The 15,845-nt window shown below is 33.5% G+C and carries 19 protein-coding genes; 1 reads left to right on the top strand and 18 read right to left on the bottom strand.

Annotated elements, in window-relative coordinates; genetic code table 11:
• Positions 1-422: 422 nt before the first annotated feature.
• Positions 423-2,501, top strand: coding sequence for a tetratricopeptide repeat-containing sensor histidine kinase (locus tag QWY92_RS12680; RefSeq protein ID WP_290271842.1), 2,079 nt, complete (start codon positions 423-425; stop codon positions 2,499-2,501).
• Here the strand turns inward: QWY92_RS12680 and ctlX are convergent.
• The 18 genes from ctlX to rplF form a co-directional block, all read right to left on the bottom strand.
• The gene (ctlX, locus tag QWY92_RS12675; protein WP_290271840.1) at positions 2,491-3,426 is read right to left on the bottom strand and encodes a citrulline utilization hydrolase CtlX; all 936 of its coding nucleotides are present in this window, start codon (positions 3,424-3,426) and stop codon (positions 2,491-2,493) included. The two genes, QWY92_RS12680 and ctlX, sit on opposite strands and share 11 nt — an antisense overlap.
• 150 nt (positions 3,427-3,576) lie before the next feature.
• Positions 3,577-4,491 (bottom strand): dimethylarginine dimethylaminohydrolase family protein, encoded by a 915-nt coding sequence (locus QWY92_RS12670; protein WP_290271837.1) that lies wholly within the window; start codon positions 4,489-4,491, stop codon positions 3,577-3,579.
• A gap of 68 nt (positions 4,492-4,559) precedes the next feature.
• Complete coding sequence (locus QWY92_RS12665; protein WP_290271834.1) at positions 4,560-5,846, bottom strand: citrate synthase; 1,287 nt, start codon at positions 5,844-5,846, stop codon at positions 4,560-4,562.
• 173 nt (positions 5,847-6,019) lie between these two features.
• The gene (gene eno, locus QWY92_RS12660) at positions 6,020-7,312 is read right to left on the bottom strand and encodes a phosphopyruvate hydratase (RefSeq protein ID WP_290271832.1); all 1,293 of its coding nucleotides are present in this window, start codon (positions 7,310-7,312) and stop codon (positions 6,020-6,022) included.
• 154 nt (positions 7,313-7,466) lie between these two features.
• Entirely contained in the window at positions 7,467-8,573 is a 1,107-nt protein-coding gene (gene carA / locus QWY92_RS12655) for a glutamine-hydrolyzing carbamoyl-phosphate synthase small subunit (RefSeq protein WP_290271830.1), read from the bottom strand.
• 172 nt (positions 8,574-8,745) lie between these two features.
• Entirely contained in the window at positions 8,746-9,219 is a 474-nt protein-coding gene (gene rplQ, locus QWY92_RS12650) for a 50S ribosomal protein L17 (RefSeq protein WP_290271828.1), read from the bottom strand.
• Positions 9,220-9,277: 58 nt separating this feature from the next.
• Positions 9,278-10,270: a DNA-directed RNA polymerase subunit alpha gene (locus QWY92_RS12645; protein WP_042505212.1), complete on the bottom strand. Its 993-nt coding sequence runs from the start codon at positions 10,268-10,270 to the stop codon at positions 9,278-9,280.
• A 93-nt stretch (positions 10,271-10,363) separates the two neighbouring features.
• Positions 10,364-10,969, bottom strand: a complete 606-nt coding sequence (gene rpsD, locus QWY92_RS12640) for a 30S ribosomal protein S4 (RefSeq protein ID WP_290271824.1) — start codon at positions 10,967-10,969, stop codon at positions 10,364-10,366.
• A 192-nt stretch (positions 10,970-11,161) separates the two neighbouring features.
• Complete coding sequence (rpsK, locus tag QWY92_RS12635; RefSeq protein WP_042499157.1) at positions 11,162-11,545, bottom strand: 30S ribosomal protein S11; 384 nt, start codon at positions 11,543-11,545, stop codon at positions 11,162-11,164.
• Between the two features lie 99 nt (positions 11,546-11,644).
• Positions 11,645-12,019 (bottom strand): 30S ribosomal protein S13, encoded by a 375-nt coding sequence (gene rpsM / locus QWY92_RS12630; protein WP_042499155.1) that lies wholly within the window; start codon positions 12,017-12,019, stop codon positions 11,645-11,647.
• A 2-nt stretch (positions 12,020-12,021) separates the two neighbouring features.
• Positions 12,022-12,138: a type B 50S ribosomal protein L36 gene (gene ykgO, locus QWY92_RS12625; protein ID WP_013305171.1), complete on the bottom strand. Its 117-nt coding sequence runs from the start codon at positions 12,136-12,138 to the stop codon at positions 12,022-12,024.
• Between the two features lie 10 nt (positions 12,139-12,148).
• Complete coding sequence (infA, locus tag QWY92_RS12620; protein ID WP_007094967.1) at positions 12,149-12,364, bottom strand: translation initiation factor IF-1; 216 nt, start codon at positions 12,362-12,364, stop codon at positions 12,149-12,151.
• 9 nt (positions 12,365-12,373) lie between these two features.
• A complete protein-coding gene (gene secY / locus QWY92_RS12615; protein ID WP_290271822.1) occupies positions 12,374-13,720 on the bottom strand; it encodes a preprotein translocase subunit SecY in 1,347 nt (448 codons plus the stop codon).
• 14 nt (positions 13,721-13,734) lie between these two features.
• Complete coding sequence (gene rplO, locus QWY92_RS12610; RefSeq protein ID WP_290271820.1) at positions 13,735-14,187, bottom strand: 50S ribosomal protein L15; 453 nt, start codon at positions 14,185-14,187, stop codon at positions 13,735-13,737.
• Between the two features lie 11 nt (positions 14,188-14,198).
• Positions 14,199-14,381, bottom strand: a complete 183-nt coding sequence (rpmD, locus tag QWY92_RS12605) for a 50S ribosomal protein L30 (protein ID WP_290271817.1) — start codon at positions 14,379-14,381, stop codon at positions 14,199-14,201.
• Positions 14,382-14,392: 11 nt separating this feature from the next.
• Complete coding sequence (rpsE, locus tag QWY92_RS12600; protein WP_290271815.1) at positions 14,393-14,917, bottom strand: 30S ribosomal protein S5; 525 nt, start codon at positions 14,915-14,917, stop codon at positions 14,393-14,395.
• Positions 14,918-14,922: 5 nt separating this feature from the next.
• Entirely contained in the window at positions 14,923-15,279 is a 357-nt protein-coding gene (gene rplR, locus QWY92_RS12595) for a 50S ribosomal protein L18 (protein ID WP_290271813.1), read from the bottom strand.
• A gap of 10 nt (positions 15,280-15,289) precedes the next feature.
• On the bottom strand, positions 15,290-15,832 hold the full coding sequence (gene rplF, locus QWY92_RS12590) for a 50S ribosomal protein L6 (protein WP_290271810.1): 543 nt from the start codon (positions 15,830-15,832) through the stop codon (positions 15,290-15,292).
• Positions 15,833-15,845: the final 13 nt, after the last annotated feature.

Raw genomic sequence — 15,845 nt, 5'->3', positions numbered from 1 at the left:
TTTAAGTGGGCAAAGATAAAATTTTTATTTTTGCCGAATTATAAAAAACAACATTAAAAAAACGGCATATTTCGCCAAAAAAAAGGACTCCCCTCAACACCAAAGTAGTAAAAATCCTATTTTAAATATCGTTATATCTTACAAATTAAAGATGAAATACAGCATAAAGATGTTGTATTTCATCTATTTGTCGATAATTTTGTAAAAAAAAAGCTAAATTTCAACCGATTATTCGGTTTTAAAGCAGATAAATTAGATTTTAACCCCTTGTTGTTTAATTTTGTAAGGTAATGCTATTACAAACAAAATAAATTAATTTTTAAACCGACTCTCGGGTAGACTACTCTCGATTAAAAATTATATAACCACTCTCCACTCTCAAGGTTATATATTTCTTTATCAAGTTGTAGCCGCAATGTTTTATGAAAAAAACATTCTCATTTTTTCTGTTTCTCTCACTTTTTCTTGGTCATTCTCAGACTAAAGAAATAGATAGCTTGTTTATAGAACTCGCATTTCAAAAGCAAGACTCCACGAAAGTACTTCCCTATTTACATTTAGTAAAATCGTTATATGCCATAGGTAAATATGACCGCGCTATAAAATACATTCAAGCTAGCGAAAAACTATCACTAAGTTTTAACTATAAAAAAGGTATTGCAGAAACCAATTATTACAAAGCGTTATATTATGTTCAAAAGGACGACTATATTAACGCTATAAATAGTTTTTCAAAAGCGAATGATTTTTATAATCAACAGAAAAACACCTTAGGTATTGCTCATGTTAATAATCATTTAGGTATAATAGAAACAAAACGTGGTAATTATAAAAAAGGTTTAGAGTATTCATTGGCAGCCATTAATACGCTACAATATTTCGATCAAAAGCAAGAACTATCTTTAGCTTATAACAATTTAGCCAAAACGTATTTTTCTACTGGTTTAGAAAATAAAGCTATTGAATTTAACTTGAAAGCCTTAGACTTACAGGAACAACTTAGCGATACCACGGCAATACATTCTACAAGTAAAAGACTTGCCAATTTATATTACGAAAAACACGATCACTATAATGCCATTGAATATTTTGAAAAAGTTTTAAAGTATAACGGCCATTCCGACTCTCTGCAATCATCAGTTTATCCCAAATTAGGAGGCGAATATTTAGCACTAAAACAATACGAGCCAGCTACACAATACCTTATTAAAGGTTATAATATTAATAGAAAAACCAATAATAAACCCAATCTATTAATTGCTTTAAACAATTTAGGTGATTTAAACCTGCAGAAAAACAGACTAAGAACAGCCCAAAAACAGTTATTAGAAGCTGGTGAAATTGCTAAAGAAATAGATAATAAAACAGAATTATTACGCCAATATTATTTAATGAAAGTGGTAGATTCTACGCAACGTAACTTCCACAATGCCTTTATTTGGCAAAGTAAATACTACCAATTAAAATCAAGTTTATCTAAAGTAAAAACACCAGAAAAAAAAGAAAGTAAGCTGCCTTTTTCGGTAGCATTGGAAAGTAAAATTAGTCCGAGCGAAATTAATCATTTACCAAAAACCGAAAATAAACCACAAACAACAAGTAAACTAAAATTTGACAATATTAATACTTTTTCATTTTACGCTTTACTATTGGCGCTCTTAATTATGACGTCCATTCTTTTCGTTATCAATTCAAAACGAAATAAAGCATTAAAAAAACTTGAAGATTTAAAAGAAAAAAATATCACTTTAGAAGTAGAAAATGCTGCCTTTGTTGAAGAAACTAAAAATCTTGAGAATGTTATCAATGTAAAAGATAAATTATTCTCTATTATATCTCACGATTTAAAAGATTCTTTATCGTCCATAAATGGTTTTATCGACTTACTAAAAGATGGCTCATTATCACGCGAAGAGTTTGATAGCTTGATTCCAGAATTAAGCGACAATGCCAATAATGCCTCGTTGTTACTTTTTAATTTGCTCAATTGGTCTAAGTCTCAAATGCAATCGTTAGACCCTAAGGCGACGTTATTTGATATTCAAGAGGTGTTTATAGATAAAGTAAATCTTATTGAGCAACGTATGGAAACCAAAGGGATAACCTTAATTAACAACTCCCTTCGTAGTTTTATTTTTGCCGACCGTAGCATGTTTGAAATTGTTATTCAGAATCTCTTAGCAAATGCTTTAAAATTTTGTAACAACGGCGATATTGTAAGCATTAGCAATCAAATATCTCGTGGACATTGTATTATTAGTATTTCGGATACAGGCATAGGAATATCTAAAGAAAACATTGATAAATTATTTACAAACAGCTCCTTTACCACATCGGGAACTAATAATGAAAAAGGCACCGGTTTAGGACTTTCTATATGTAAAGAATTGGTAGAACTCAACCATGGTAAAATTTGGGTGGAAAGTATGCCTGATGTTGGCACTACATTTCATATTGAATTACCAAAATCTCAACCAGCACCTGTAATACCTACTGTTTAGGTAAAAATACTTCGGCCATCATACAACGTGCGCTTCCACCACCGCAAAGTTCAATAGTGCTTAATGAGCTTGAAACTATTTTTGTATGTTGCTCTAATGTATTTATTTGCTGCTTTGTTAAGCAATCAAAAGCTGCTTGACTCATAATTAAATAAGGTTCATTATTAGCGCCTTTTACCTGCAACATGTTACCTGCAAAATTATTAACCTGAGCTTCGGTAATATCGATTATGGTTTTTCCGTCATCTTTTAAATGTTTAAGGATGTTTTTTCGCTCCTTTTTATCATCAACACTACTCAAACAAATTACCGCAAAGGTTTCTCCAATGCACATCATCACGTTTGTATGATATATGGCTTTTCGTTTACCATCAACCGTTTGATTGGCACTAAAAACAATAGGAAAGAACTCAAAATCTTCACAAAATTCAATAAATAATTCCTCGTCTGCGCGCGGTGATAAAGCACAATATGCTTTTCTATTTGTGCGATCTAACACAACACTTCCGGTACCTTCTAAGAAAATTTCTTCTTCCTCGGCACTTGTATAATCAATCACATTATTGATAACAAATCCTTTCTCTTCTAAAGTTTCTAGAATATCTTCTCGGCGTTCTACACGACGATTTTCGGCAAACATAGGATATACCCCCACATTTCCATTTTCATGAAAGGACACCCAGTTATTCGGGAAAATAGAATCTGGCGTATCTGTATCTTCCGTATCATTAACAACAATTACATTTACTCCAATGGCTCTCAACTTTTCAACATAACTATCAAATTCCTTTTGAGCTTTTGCGTTTACCGTTTGTGGTAACACATTTTCCAAATCTTTTTGATAATAATTATTGATTGCTGTTTGTTCATTCATTCGGAAATTTACCGGACGAATCATCAAAATGGTATTTGTAGTTTGCTGCATAATAATAAATATTGAACTGCAAAAATAGAACTATTTAAGAGATAAAAATAAGTTTGTTTTACTGAGGCCACTTTCAGCGATAAAAACGAAATTATTTACTCTTTCACTAGAAATTTACCTCCGAAATTTTTTCAAGAAAACAGTTAAAACTTAGTCGCGAATTAAAGGCATTGTGGTACAGCGCAACAATCCTTCTTGTTTACTAATTTCGGCATACCCAACTTCTTCTACCGTGAAACCTTCACCTCTAAGCCAAGTATTTAAACGTGTGAAGCTCTTTTCTGAAATAATAACATCTTCTGAAATTGAAAATACATTACTATTCATTTGATACATTTCATCTTTTGAAATTTCGAATACATTGTCTTTTCCGAAGAAATCTATCAACCATTGGTATTCTTTTTCAACTAAAAATCCATTTTTATGAATGATAGCTTTCCCTTTTCCGATAGGTTGAAAACAGCAATCCAAATGCAATGCATTATCTTTTGCATTAGTATTAGATTTTCGAAGTTCGAAAGATTTTACAGTTTTCTCAGGAAATAATTCTTGAATAGCAATAACAGCATCCATGTTTGTACGAGCTGTAATGAGTTCCGGGTAATCGTCTCCCGAATAAGTTCCAATAAAAATATAATCGCCCCAAGGCATGACATCGCCACCTTCTACGTGGCAATCTTCTGGAAGTATAATTCTTTTTTCGATATCAATTTGATCGCAAATGTATTGAATGGCCTCGACCTCTTCATCCCTATTAGGCAGGATATTGGCACGAATAATTTTATCTTCAATAACAAAAGCAATGTCTCTTGAAAAGATTTGGTTGCAATTTTTTATAACCTCCGGTCGATACACCCGAACGCCATATTTTTTAAACACCTGAGCCACTTCTTCTAGTTCGGAAATCATATCGATTTCCTTCGGATAAGTGCCTGCTAAAACATGTTCAATACTTTTAGGATCGTAACAATCTTCGACCTTCGGAACTGGTCCATTACATTCTGCAGTACCCAAAATAACGGCACGAAGCCTTGAAGTTTCGTCCTTAACATTTAGTTGTATCATGCCGTAAATATAAAAAAGCTCCATAACAATTAAGTTATGAAGCTTTTTTTATTTTAACCTAGAAGTGATTATCTCTTTTCTAAAGGCACGAAAGCACGTTTAGTTTCTCCTACGTATAATTGTCTTGGGCGTCCAATAGGCTCTTTCTTTAAGCGCATTTCACGCCATTGAGCGATCCATCCTGGTAAACGTCCTAAGGCAAACATTACCGTAAACATATCTGTTGGAATTCCCATCCCTCTGTAGATAATTCCAGAGTAGAAATCTACGTTTGGATATAATTTTCTATCAACAAAGTAAGAATCTTCTAATGCTTCACGCTCTAAACCTTTAGCAATATCTAAGATTGGATCTTTAACACCTAAATCGCCTAAAACTTCATCGGCAGCTACTTTAATAATTTTTGCTCGTGGGTCGAAGTTTTTATAAACACGATGTCCGAAGCCCATTAATCTAAAAGGATCTTCTTTATCTTTAGCTTTAGCCATGTATTTCTTAGTATCTCCACCATCTGCTTTAATAGCTTCTAACATTTCTAAAACCGCTTGGTTTGCACCACCGTGAAGTGGTCCCCAAAGGGCAGAAATACCAGCAGAAATAGATGCAAATAAACCTGCGTGGGACGATCCTACAATTCTAACTGTAGATGTAGAACAGTTTTGCTCGTGATCGGCATGCAAGATTAATAATTTATCTAAAGCATTTACTAAAATTTGACTTTGTGTATAATCTTCATTAGGCACTTTAAACATCATTTTTAAGATGTTTTCAACATAACCTAAGTTTTTATCTCCGTAATCTAGTGGTAAGCCACTCTTTTTACGCATAGTCCATGCTACTAACACAGGGAATTTACCTAAAATACGAACTACCGTATTGTACATATCTTCTTCTGAATCTACATTAACTGATTCTGGATTGAATGCTGTTAATGCACTTGTTAGTGAAGATAAAACCCCCATTGGGTGCGCTGCTTTAGGAAAAGCGTCTAATATTTTCTTAACGTCTTCGTCTACAATAGAATTTTTCTTGATATCATTATGAAATCTATCAAGTTGTTCTTTGTTTGGAAGTTCTCCAAAAATTAAAAGAAAAGCTACTTCTAAGAAGTCTGCTTTTTCGGCTAATTCTTCAATTGAATATCCTCTGTAACTTAAAATACCTTTTTCACCATCTAAAAATGTAATAGCACTTTCACACGATCCTGTATTCTTAAATCCCGGATCGATGGTTGTTACACCCTTAGTAACGCTTCTAAGCGTTTTGATATCGATCGCCACTTCATTCTCTGTTCCGGTTACAAGCGGAAATTCATGTTTTTCGCCGTTTATTTCTAGTATAGCTTTATCTGACATAGTTTTTATAAAAGATTTTAGTTTTAAGTTCCGCTAATTTACGAAATATCTATTTATATCTTTTAGAATAACGCAAACGATTTAGAGGATTTTAAGAATTATTAACATGGATAGGAAATAAAAAAGCGATTATTAAAAAATAATCGCTTTTTAGATATAAACTTAAATATAGTTTATTTTATTTTGAACGCATTTTCTTGTGGAAAATAAGCTACTTCACCAAGTTCTTCTTCAATACGAAGTAATTGATTGTATTTAGCCATACGATCACTACGTGAAGCAGATCCTGTTTTAATTTGTCCTGTATTTAAAGCTACTGCTAAATCTGCAATAGTGTTATCTTCTGTTTCTCCTGAACGGTGAGACATTACTGAAGTATAACCAGCGTTATGTGCCATATTTACAGCTGCAATAGTCTCTGTTAAAGTTCCAATTTGGTTTACTTTAATTAAGATTGAATTTGCAATACCTTCTTTAATACCACGAGATAAACGCTCTACGTTAGTTACAAATAAATCGTCACCAACTAATTGTACTTTATCACCAACTAATTCGGTTAAATATTTCCAACCTTCCCAGTCGTTTTCATCCATACCATCTTCAATAGAGATAATTGGATATTTAGAAACTAATTCTGCTAAGTATTCTGCTTGTTCTTTAGACGTTCTTACAACACCTGAATCACCTTCGAATTTCTTATAATCGTAAACGCCATTTTCAAAAAATTCAGCAGAAGCACAATCTAAAGCGATTTTTACTTCTTCACCGTATTTATATCCAGCGTTTTCAACAGCCTTTGCAATAGTTTCTAAAGCATCTTCTGTTCCTCCTTCTAAGTTTGGCGCAAATCCACCTTCATCACCAACAGCTGTACTTAAACCTCTATCGTGTAATACTTTTTTAAGGTTATGGAAAATTTCAGTTCCCATTTGCATAGCGTGTGTAAAGTTTTTTGCTTTTACTGGCATCACCATAAATTCTTGAAATGCGATAGGCGCATCACTGTGAGAACCACCATTAATGATATTCATCATTGGTAATGGTAATGTGTTAGCAGAAACTCCACCAACGTAACGGTATAATGGCAAACCTAACTCTCCTGCTGCTGCTTTAGCCACTGCTAAAGATACACCTAAGATGGCGTTGGCTCCTAATTTTGATTTGTTTGGTGTTCCGTCTAAATCAATCATTATCTTATCGATAAGATTTTGTTCGAATACTGAAACGCCTAATAATTCTTGAGCAATAATTGAGTTTACATTATCTACGGCTTTTAAAACACCTTTTCCCATGTAAGCTTTTCCACCGTCTCTTAACTCAACGGCTTCATGTTCTCCTGTTGATGCACCTGATGGTACAGCAGCTCTTCCTAAAACATCATTTTCTGTTACAACATCTACTTCAACAGTAGGATTTCCTCTAGAATCTAAAATTTGTCTAGCGTGGATATTAATTATTATACTCATAATTAGTTTTTTTTAATCAATTAATTAATTCAAATTTACGGTTAAATCTTGTAAATTTTTAGATGTTTCTAAATAATTATCTAAAAACAGCTCTACAACGTTTTAGTAAAAGAAAACCTCAAAAAATCGATAGATTCTTTGAGGTTAATACTATTTACTTGTTTTTAATATTTTCTATAAACTGATCGAAAAGATAGTCTGAATCGTGTGGTCCAGGACTGGCTTCCGGGTGATATTGTACCGAGAAACAGTTTTTACTTTTCATAGCTAAACCAGCTACTGTATTATCATTTAAGTGCACGTGTGTAATTTCTAAATCTGTATTAGCTTCAGCCTCTTCCCTGTTCACAGCAAAACCATGATTTTGAGATGTTACTTCCCCTTTTCCTGTTTTTATATTTTTTACAGGATGATTAATACCACGATGCCCGTTATGCATTTTATAGGTTGACACGCCGTTGGCCAAAGCAATTACTTGATGGCCTAAACAAATACCGAACAATGGTAAGTCTCTTTTTATAATTTCTCTAGCAACTTCTTGTGCTTCAACTAAAGGTTCTGGATCTCCAGGACCATTAGAAAGAAAATAACCATCAGGGTTAAAAGCTTCTAAATCTTCAAACTTAGCATTATAAGGAAATACTTTGATGTAAACATCTCTTTTTGCAATGTTACGAAGGATATTCTTTTTAATCCCAATGTCCAAAGCGGCTACTTTATACGTTGCGTTTTCATCACCATAGAAATAAGGTTCTTTAGTTGACACTTTTGATGCTAATTCTAAACCTTCCATCTTTGGTTGTTCTGCCAATTGTTTTTTCAAACCTTCAACATTATCAACATCGGTTGAAATAACAGCATTCATAGCTCCATTATCACGAATATAGCTTACTAAAGCTCTTGTATCAACATCCGAAATAGCTAATAGATTATTTTTATCTAAAAAATCTAATAAAGACCCTTCTGAGTCTACTCTTGAATACTCGTAACTAAAGTTTTTTACAATTAACCCTGCAATTTTAATAGAATCTGATTCTACCTCTTCTGCATTTGTACCGTAGTTTCCAATGTGAGCGTTGGTTGCGACCATTAACTGACCGTAATACGATGGATCGGTAAAAATTTCCTGATACCCTGTCATTCCTGTATTGAAACAAACCTCCCCGAAGGCAGTACCTTGCTTGTTACCAACTGCTTTACCGTAAAAAATAGTGCCATCTGCTAACAGAATAATGGCTTTTTGTCTTTTTTGATATTTCATGTATAAGAATATATTTTTAGAAATGTTTCTGAAATATGACCTCTCAAATTTCGTTTAATCGTCTTGCTTTTAAACAAGCCAACCCATTCCCGAAAAAAGTTTTACAAAATTGCACAAAAAAAAGGATAAACTAAAATAGTTTATCCTTTATATTTTAAATGCTTATTAACATTTATTCCTCTTCGTTTGAAGCTTTAGTTTCAACAGGAGCAGTAGCTTCTGGCTTAGAACCACCTCTTCTACTTCTTCTTGTTGTTTTCTTCTTCGCTTTATCAGCATTGTAGATCTCGTTGTAATCAACAAGTTCAATCATTGCCATATCCGCGTTATCACCTAAACGATTTCCAAGTTTTATAATTCTTGTATATCCACCTGGTCTGTCTGCGATTTTAGCAGCCACATCTCTGAATAATTCTGCTACAGCTTCCTTTTGTCTTAAACGAGCCATCACAATACGTCTGTTATGTGTTGTATCTTCTTTAGACTTAGTAATCATTGGCTCAACAAATTGTTTTAAAGCTTTTGCTTTTGCAACTGTTGTGTTAATACGTTTGTGCTCTATTAAAGAACAAGCCATATTAGCTAACATTGATTTTCTGTGGGCAGTTTTTCTACCTAAGTGGTTTATTTTTTTTCCGTGTCTCATGACATTTGTGTTATCATCTTGCTACTAAACTCGACATCGAGGAGCAAAATATGATTAATTAATCTTTATCTAATTTGTATTTGCTTAAGTCCATTCCGAAGTTTAAACCTTTAACATTTACAAGCTCTTCAAGCTCAGTTAAAGACTTCTTACCGAAGTTTCTGAATTTCATTAAATCATTTTTATTGAAAGATACTAAGTCTCCTAAAGTATCAACTTCAGCAGCTTTTAAACAATTAAGAGCACGTACCGATAAATCCATATCGATTAACTTCGTTTTAAGTAACTGACGCATGTGAAGAGATTCTTCATCATAAGTTTCAGTTTGTGCTATTTCATCAGCTTCTAATGTGATACGCTCATCAGAGAATAACATGAAGTGGTGAATTAATGTTTTAGCGCCTTCCGTTAAAGCGTCTTGTGGAGTAATTGATCCATCAGTAATGATTTCAAAAACTAATTTTTCGTAATCAGTCTTTTGTTCAACACGATAGTTTTCAATACTATACTTAACGTTTTTAATAGGTGTATAAATTGAATCCGTAAAAATAGTTCCAATTGGTGCAGAAGCTTTTTTATTTTCTTCAGCAGGAACATATCCTCTACCTTTTTCAATTGTAATTTCCATATTGAAATTCACTTTTGGATCTAAGTTACAGATAACTAATTCTGTATTTAATACTTGGAAACCAGAGATAAACTTTTGGAAATCACCAGCTGTAATTTTATCTTGACCAGAGATTGATATTGAGATAGACTCGTTATCAATATCCTCAATTTGTCTTTTAAAACGAGCTTGTTTTAAGTTTAAGATGATTTCTGTAACATCTTCCACTACTCCTGCAATTGCAGAAAACTCGTGATCTACACCTTCTATTCTAACAGATGTGATAGCAAAACCTTCTAAAGAGGATAATAAAACTCTTCTTAATGCATTACCAACTGTTAGACCGTAACCTGGTTCTAATGGTCTGAATTCGAATTTACCTTCGAAATCAGTAGAATCAATCATGATTACTTTGTCAGGTTTTTGAAAATTAAATACTGCCATACTTTTCTTCGTTTTAATTGTTATTTAGTTGCGCGATTTAAAAGTATGAAGAAGACTAATAAATCCTTTGGCTAAATACCAATATGTTAATTATTATTTAGAGTATAATTCGACGATGAATTGCTCATTGATGTTTTCTGGAATTTGGATTCTAGCAGGAACAGAAACGTAAGTACCTTGCATAGTAGCCGTATTCCAAGTAATCCATTCGAATACTTGACTTGAGTTTGAAAGTGATCTATCGATCGTTTCAAGTGATTTAGATTTTTCTCTAACAGCAACAACATCTCCAGCTTTTAATGAGTAAGAAGGTATGTTTACCAATTCACCATTAACTGTAATGTGTCTGTGAGATACTAATTGTCTAGCAGCACTTCTTGTTGGAGCAATTCCCATTCTAAATACCACGTTGTCTAATCTAGACTCACAAAGTTGTAATAAAACTTCACCTGTAATACCTTGAGCAGCTCTTGCTTTCTTAAATAAACCTCTAAATTGACGTTCTAATATACCATAAGTATATTTTGCCTTTTGCTTTTCCATTAATTGGATTGCATATTCAGATTTTTTTCCACGACGTCTAGCGTTTCCGTGTTGTCCAGGAGGATAATTTCTTTTTTCAAAAGATTTATCTTCTCCGAAAATTGCCTCGCCAAATTTACGAGCTATTTTGGTTTTAGGACCAGTATATCTTGCCATAATAAATTGATTTTAAGAGTGATTATGAATTAAGGTCTTAATCTTATCCTTCGATAATCGTTGATCTCTTTTATTGATACTTGTTAATAATTTCAGTTTGCAAATTTACACAAAAAATTAATACCACCTACATACGAGGTGATATTAATTTTTTCTATTTGCTTAATCTAAAGCACGCTATTTAAAACGTGATTAAACTCTTCTTCTTTTAGGAGGACGACATCCATTATGTGGTAAAGGTGTAACATCGATAATTTCTGTTACTTCGATACCTGCATTGTGGATAGAACGAATAGCAGATTCTCTACCATTTCCTGGGCCCTTAACATAAACCTTTACTTTCTTTAAGCCAGCTTCAGTTGCTACTCCCGCAGCATCTTCAGCAGCTAATTGAGCTGCATAAGGTGTGTTTTTCTTAGAACCTCTAAATCCCATTTTACCAGCAGAAGACCAAGAAATTACGTCTCCTTTTTTGTTGGTAAGTGAAATAATGATGTTATTGAAAGAAGCTGTAACGTGAGCTTCTCCAACTGCATCAACAATAACTTTACGTTTTTTTGTGCTTGTTTTTGCCATTTTCTTTTAGCTTTTAGTTTTAGTGATAGTCGCTAGAATCCTAAACTATTATAATTTCAAACAGATTCCTTCCAACGTCTAAATACCAAAGACTAATTATTATTTAGTTGCCTTTTTCTTGTTAGCAACAGTTTTTCTTCTACCTTTTCTGGTTCTAGAGTTGTTCTTAGTACGTTGTCCTCTTAATGGAAGACCAGATCTATGACGAATACCTCTGTAACATCCAATATCCATTAATCGCTTAATGTTTAATTGTGTTTCAGAACGTAATTCACCTTCGATTGTAAATGTTCCAACAGCATCACGAATGGCTGCTATTTGGTCATCATTCCAATCTTGAACTTTAATACTTTCATCAACCTTAGCTTCAGCTAAAATCTCTTTTGATCTACTTCTACCTACTCCGTAGATATAAGTTAAGGAAATTACTCCTCTTTTGTTTTTCGGTATGTCTACACCTGCAATTCTTGCCATAATTACCCTTGTCTTTGTTTAAATCTAGGATTCTTTTTGTTTATCACATAAAGTCTACCTTTTCTGCGCACGATCTTGCAATCTGCACTTCTCTTTTTAACTGATGCTCTTACTTTCATCGTATTCGTATTAGTATCTATAAGTTATTCGAGCCTTAGTTAAATCATAAGGACTCATTTCTAATTTCACTTTATCTCCTGGTAATAACTTAATGTAATGCATACGCATTTTACCTGAGATGTGTGCTGTCACTATGTGACCGTTTTCTAATTCCACTCGAAACATTGCATTAGATAATGCCTCTATAATTGTTCCGTCTTGCTCTATTGCTGCTTGTTTTGCCATAGTATGATATTAAGCTACTGCTTTTCTATTTTTACCTGTCTTCATCAAACCATCATAGTGTCTATTTAACAAATAAGAATTTATTTGTTGCATAGTATCAATTGCAACTCCAACCATAATTAACAGTGATGTACCTCCGAAAAACAAAGCCCATCCTTGTTGCACTCCCATAAGTTTAACAATGAATGCTGGAAATATAGCTAACACTGCTAAAAATATAGAACCTGGTAAGGTTATTTGAGACATAATTTTATCTAAATACTCTGATGTTTCCGATCCTGGACGAATGCCCGGTATAAACCCGCCACTACGTTTTAAATCGTCAGCCATCTTGTTTGTTGGAACAGTAATCGCAGTATAAAAATATGTAAACACAATAATTAATAAAGCGAATGTTACGTTATACCAGAATCCAAAGATATCAGTATAATTAGTTTGCATCCAAATACCTGTTGCTGTCTCTTTTAAGAATGAAGAACCACCAATTAAACTAGGGACGAACATAATAGCTTGAGCAAAAATAATAGGCATAACTCCTGAAGCATTAAGCTTTAAAGGAATATACTGTCTTGATCCTGCCATAGCTGCTTTTTCGTAACCACCAGTAGCTGTTCTTCTAGCGTATTGTACTGCAATCTTTCTAACGGCCATTACTAACATAATAGCACCAAGAATAATTACAAACCAAATTACTAATTCGAAAAGGATAAGCATTACGTTATTTCCTTCTAATCTAGTAGCTGCATTTTGTAAGAATACCTCAGGTAATCTAGCAATAATACCAACCATAATTAAAAGTGAGATACCGTTTCCAATTCCCTTATCTGTAATTTTTTCACCTAACCACATGGCAAATATACAGCCAGTCACTAAAATGGTTACAGAAGAGAAATAGAATAAAGGTCCTTGTCCTAATAAGAAAGCCGACTCAGGAATACCTAATGCAGGTAAACTAGCTAAGTAACCTGGCGCTTGTAGTAAACAAATCGCTATAGTTAACCAACGTGTTATTTGAGTGATTTTCTTTTGACCACTTGCACCTTCTTTTTGTAGCTTTTGTAAATAAGGAATAGCTATTCCCATTAACTGTACTACAATAGAAGCCGAAATGTAAGGCATGATACCTAAAGCAAATACAGAAGCATTTGCAAATGCACCACCCGTAAAGGCGTTTAAAATACCCAATATTCCAGAATCAGTTTTATCAGCTAAACTACCAAGTAGTGTTGCATCAATTCCAGGTAATACAATTTGAGCTCCAAAACGATAAGCTAATAACAGACCCAATGTTACCATGATTCTGTTTCTTAGCTCCTCTATTTTCCAAACATTTTTTAATGATTCTATAAATTTCATACTTATAATAAGTCTTATAAAGTTACAGCTTCTCCTCCAGCAGCTTCAATAGCAGCTTTTGCTGAAGCAGTAAACTTATGAGCAGTTACTTTTAATTTCGATTTTAATTCACCACGTCCTAAGATTTTAACTAAATCGTTTTTATCTATTAGACGGTTTGTGAATAATGTTTCAAAATCAACTGTACCTTCAATTTTCTTTTCATCAACCAATTGTTGTAAAACATCAAGATTGATACCTTGATACTCCTTACGATTGATATTAGTAAAACCAAATTTAGGAACTCGACGTTGAAGCGGCATTTGACCACCTTCAAAACCTAATTTCTTAGAATAACCAGAACGAGATTTAGCACCTTTGTGACCACGTGTAGCAGTACCACCTTTACCAGAACCTTGTCCTCTACCTATTCTTTTTCCTTGATTTTTTACTGAACCTTCTGCAGGTTTTAAATTACTTAAATCCATTTTCAGTTATATTATTTTGTTTCTTCAACAGAAACTAAATGTGAAACTTTAGCAACCATACCAAGAATATTTGGTGTAGCGTCATGCTCTTTTACTTGACCAATCTTTTTAAGACCAAGAGCTTCTAAAGTTCTTTTCTGTCTTTGCGTACGATTGATTGCGCTTTTAACCTTTGTTACTTTAATTTTTGCCATCTCTGTCGTTATTAAGCGTTAAAAACTTGTTGAAGTGAAATACCTCTATCTCTAGCAATTGCATTCGCATCTCTTAATTGTAATAAAGCATCAAAAGTTGCTTTAACTACGTTGTGAGGGTTTGAAGAACCTTGAGATTTAGATAATACATCGTGAACACCAACGGCCTCAAGTACTGTACGTACAGCACCACCAGCAATTACACCTGTACCAGGAGCAGCAGGAATAATATTTACTCTCGCTCCACCGTATTTACCTTTTTGTTCGTGAGGTAGTGTTCCTTTAATAATAGGAATTCTAACTAGGTTTTTCTTAGCATCTTCAACAGCTTTTGCAATTGCACTAGCAACGTCTTTAGATTTTCCTAAACCTTGTCCTACAACACCAGCTTCATCACCAACCACAACGATTGCTGAAAAACCAAATGCTCTACCACCTTTAGTTACTTTAGTAACCCTTTGCACACCAACTAAACGATCTTTAAGATCTAATCCACCTGGTTTTACTAATTCTGCGCTTTTATATTTTTGAAACATATTTCTTAAAATTTAAGTCCTGCGGCTCTAGCGCCATCAGCTAATGATTTAATTCTTCCGTGGTATAAATACCCACCTCTATCAAAAGCAATAGTTTCAACACCTGCTTTTATGGCTTTTTCTCCTAATGCTTTACCAACTAGTGCAGCTATTTCAGATTTATTACCTTTTGCAGTACTTATGTCTTTATCTCTAGAAGATGAAGATGCTACAGTTTTACCTGATACATCATCAACTATTTGAGCATAAATTTCTTTATTACTTCTATAAACAGCTAATCTAGGTCTAGCTTCTGTTCCAGAAACTACCTTACGAATTCTGTTTTTAATTCTTAGTCTTCTTTCGTTCTTTGTCAATGCCATAACTAAATTATTATGCTGATTTACCAGCTTTTCTTCTTAATACTTCACCAACAAACTTCACACCTTTTCCTTTATAAGGCTCTGGTGGTCTAAATCCGCGGATCTTTGCAGCTACTTGACCAACTAATTGTTTATCGAATGACGTTAATTTTATAATTGGGTTTTTCCCTTTTTCTGAAACTGTTTCAACCTTTACTTCATCAGCAATGTTTAAAACAATGTTATGAGAAAATCCTAAAGCTAAATCTAACTTTTGCCCTTGGTTTGATGCTCTATAACCTACACCTACCAATTCTAATTGTTTAGTCCAACCGTTAGATACACCTTCTACCATGTTATTCATTAAAGATCTGTATAAACCGTGTTTGGCTTTTTGATCTTTAGAATCTGAAGAACGTGCTACCATCACATTACCATCTTCTACTTTAATTTCGACAGAATCGTAATTTTGTGTTAATTCGCCTAATTTTCCTTTTACAGTAACTACGTTATCTTTAACGTCTACTGTTACACCTTCTGGAATGGCTACTGGATTATTTCCTATTCTTGACATTTCTTTCTGGTTT

Origin of the sequence: Algibacter miyuki (assembly GCF_030409805.1) — a bacterium.
Taxonomy (GTDB): domain Bacteria; phylum Bacteroidota; class Bacteroidia; order Flavobacteriales; family Flavobacteriaceae; genus Algibacter; species Algibacter miyuki.
This window is presented reverse-complemented; position numbering and strand designations above follow the sequence as displayed.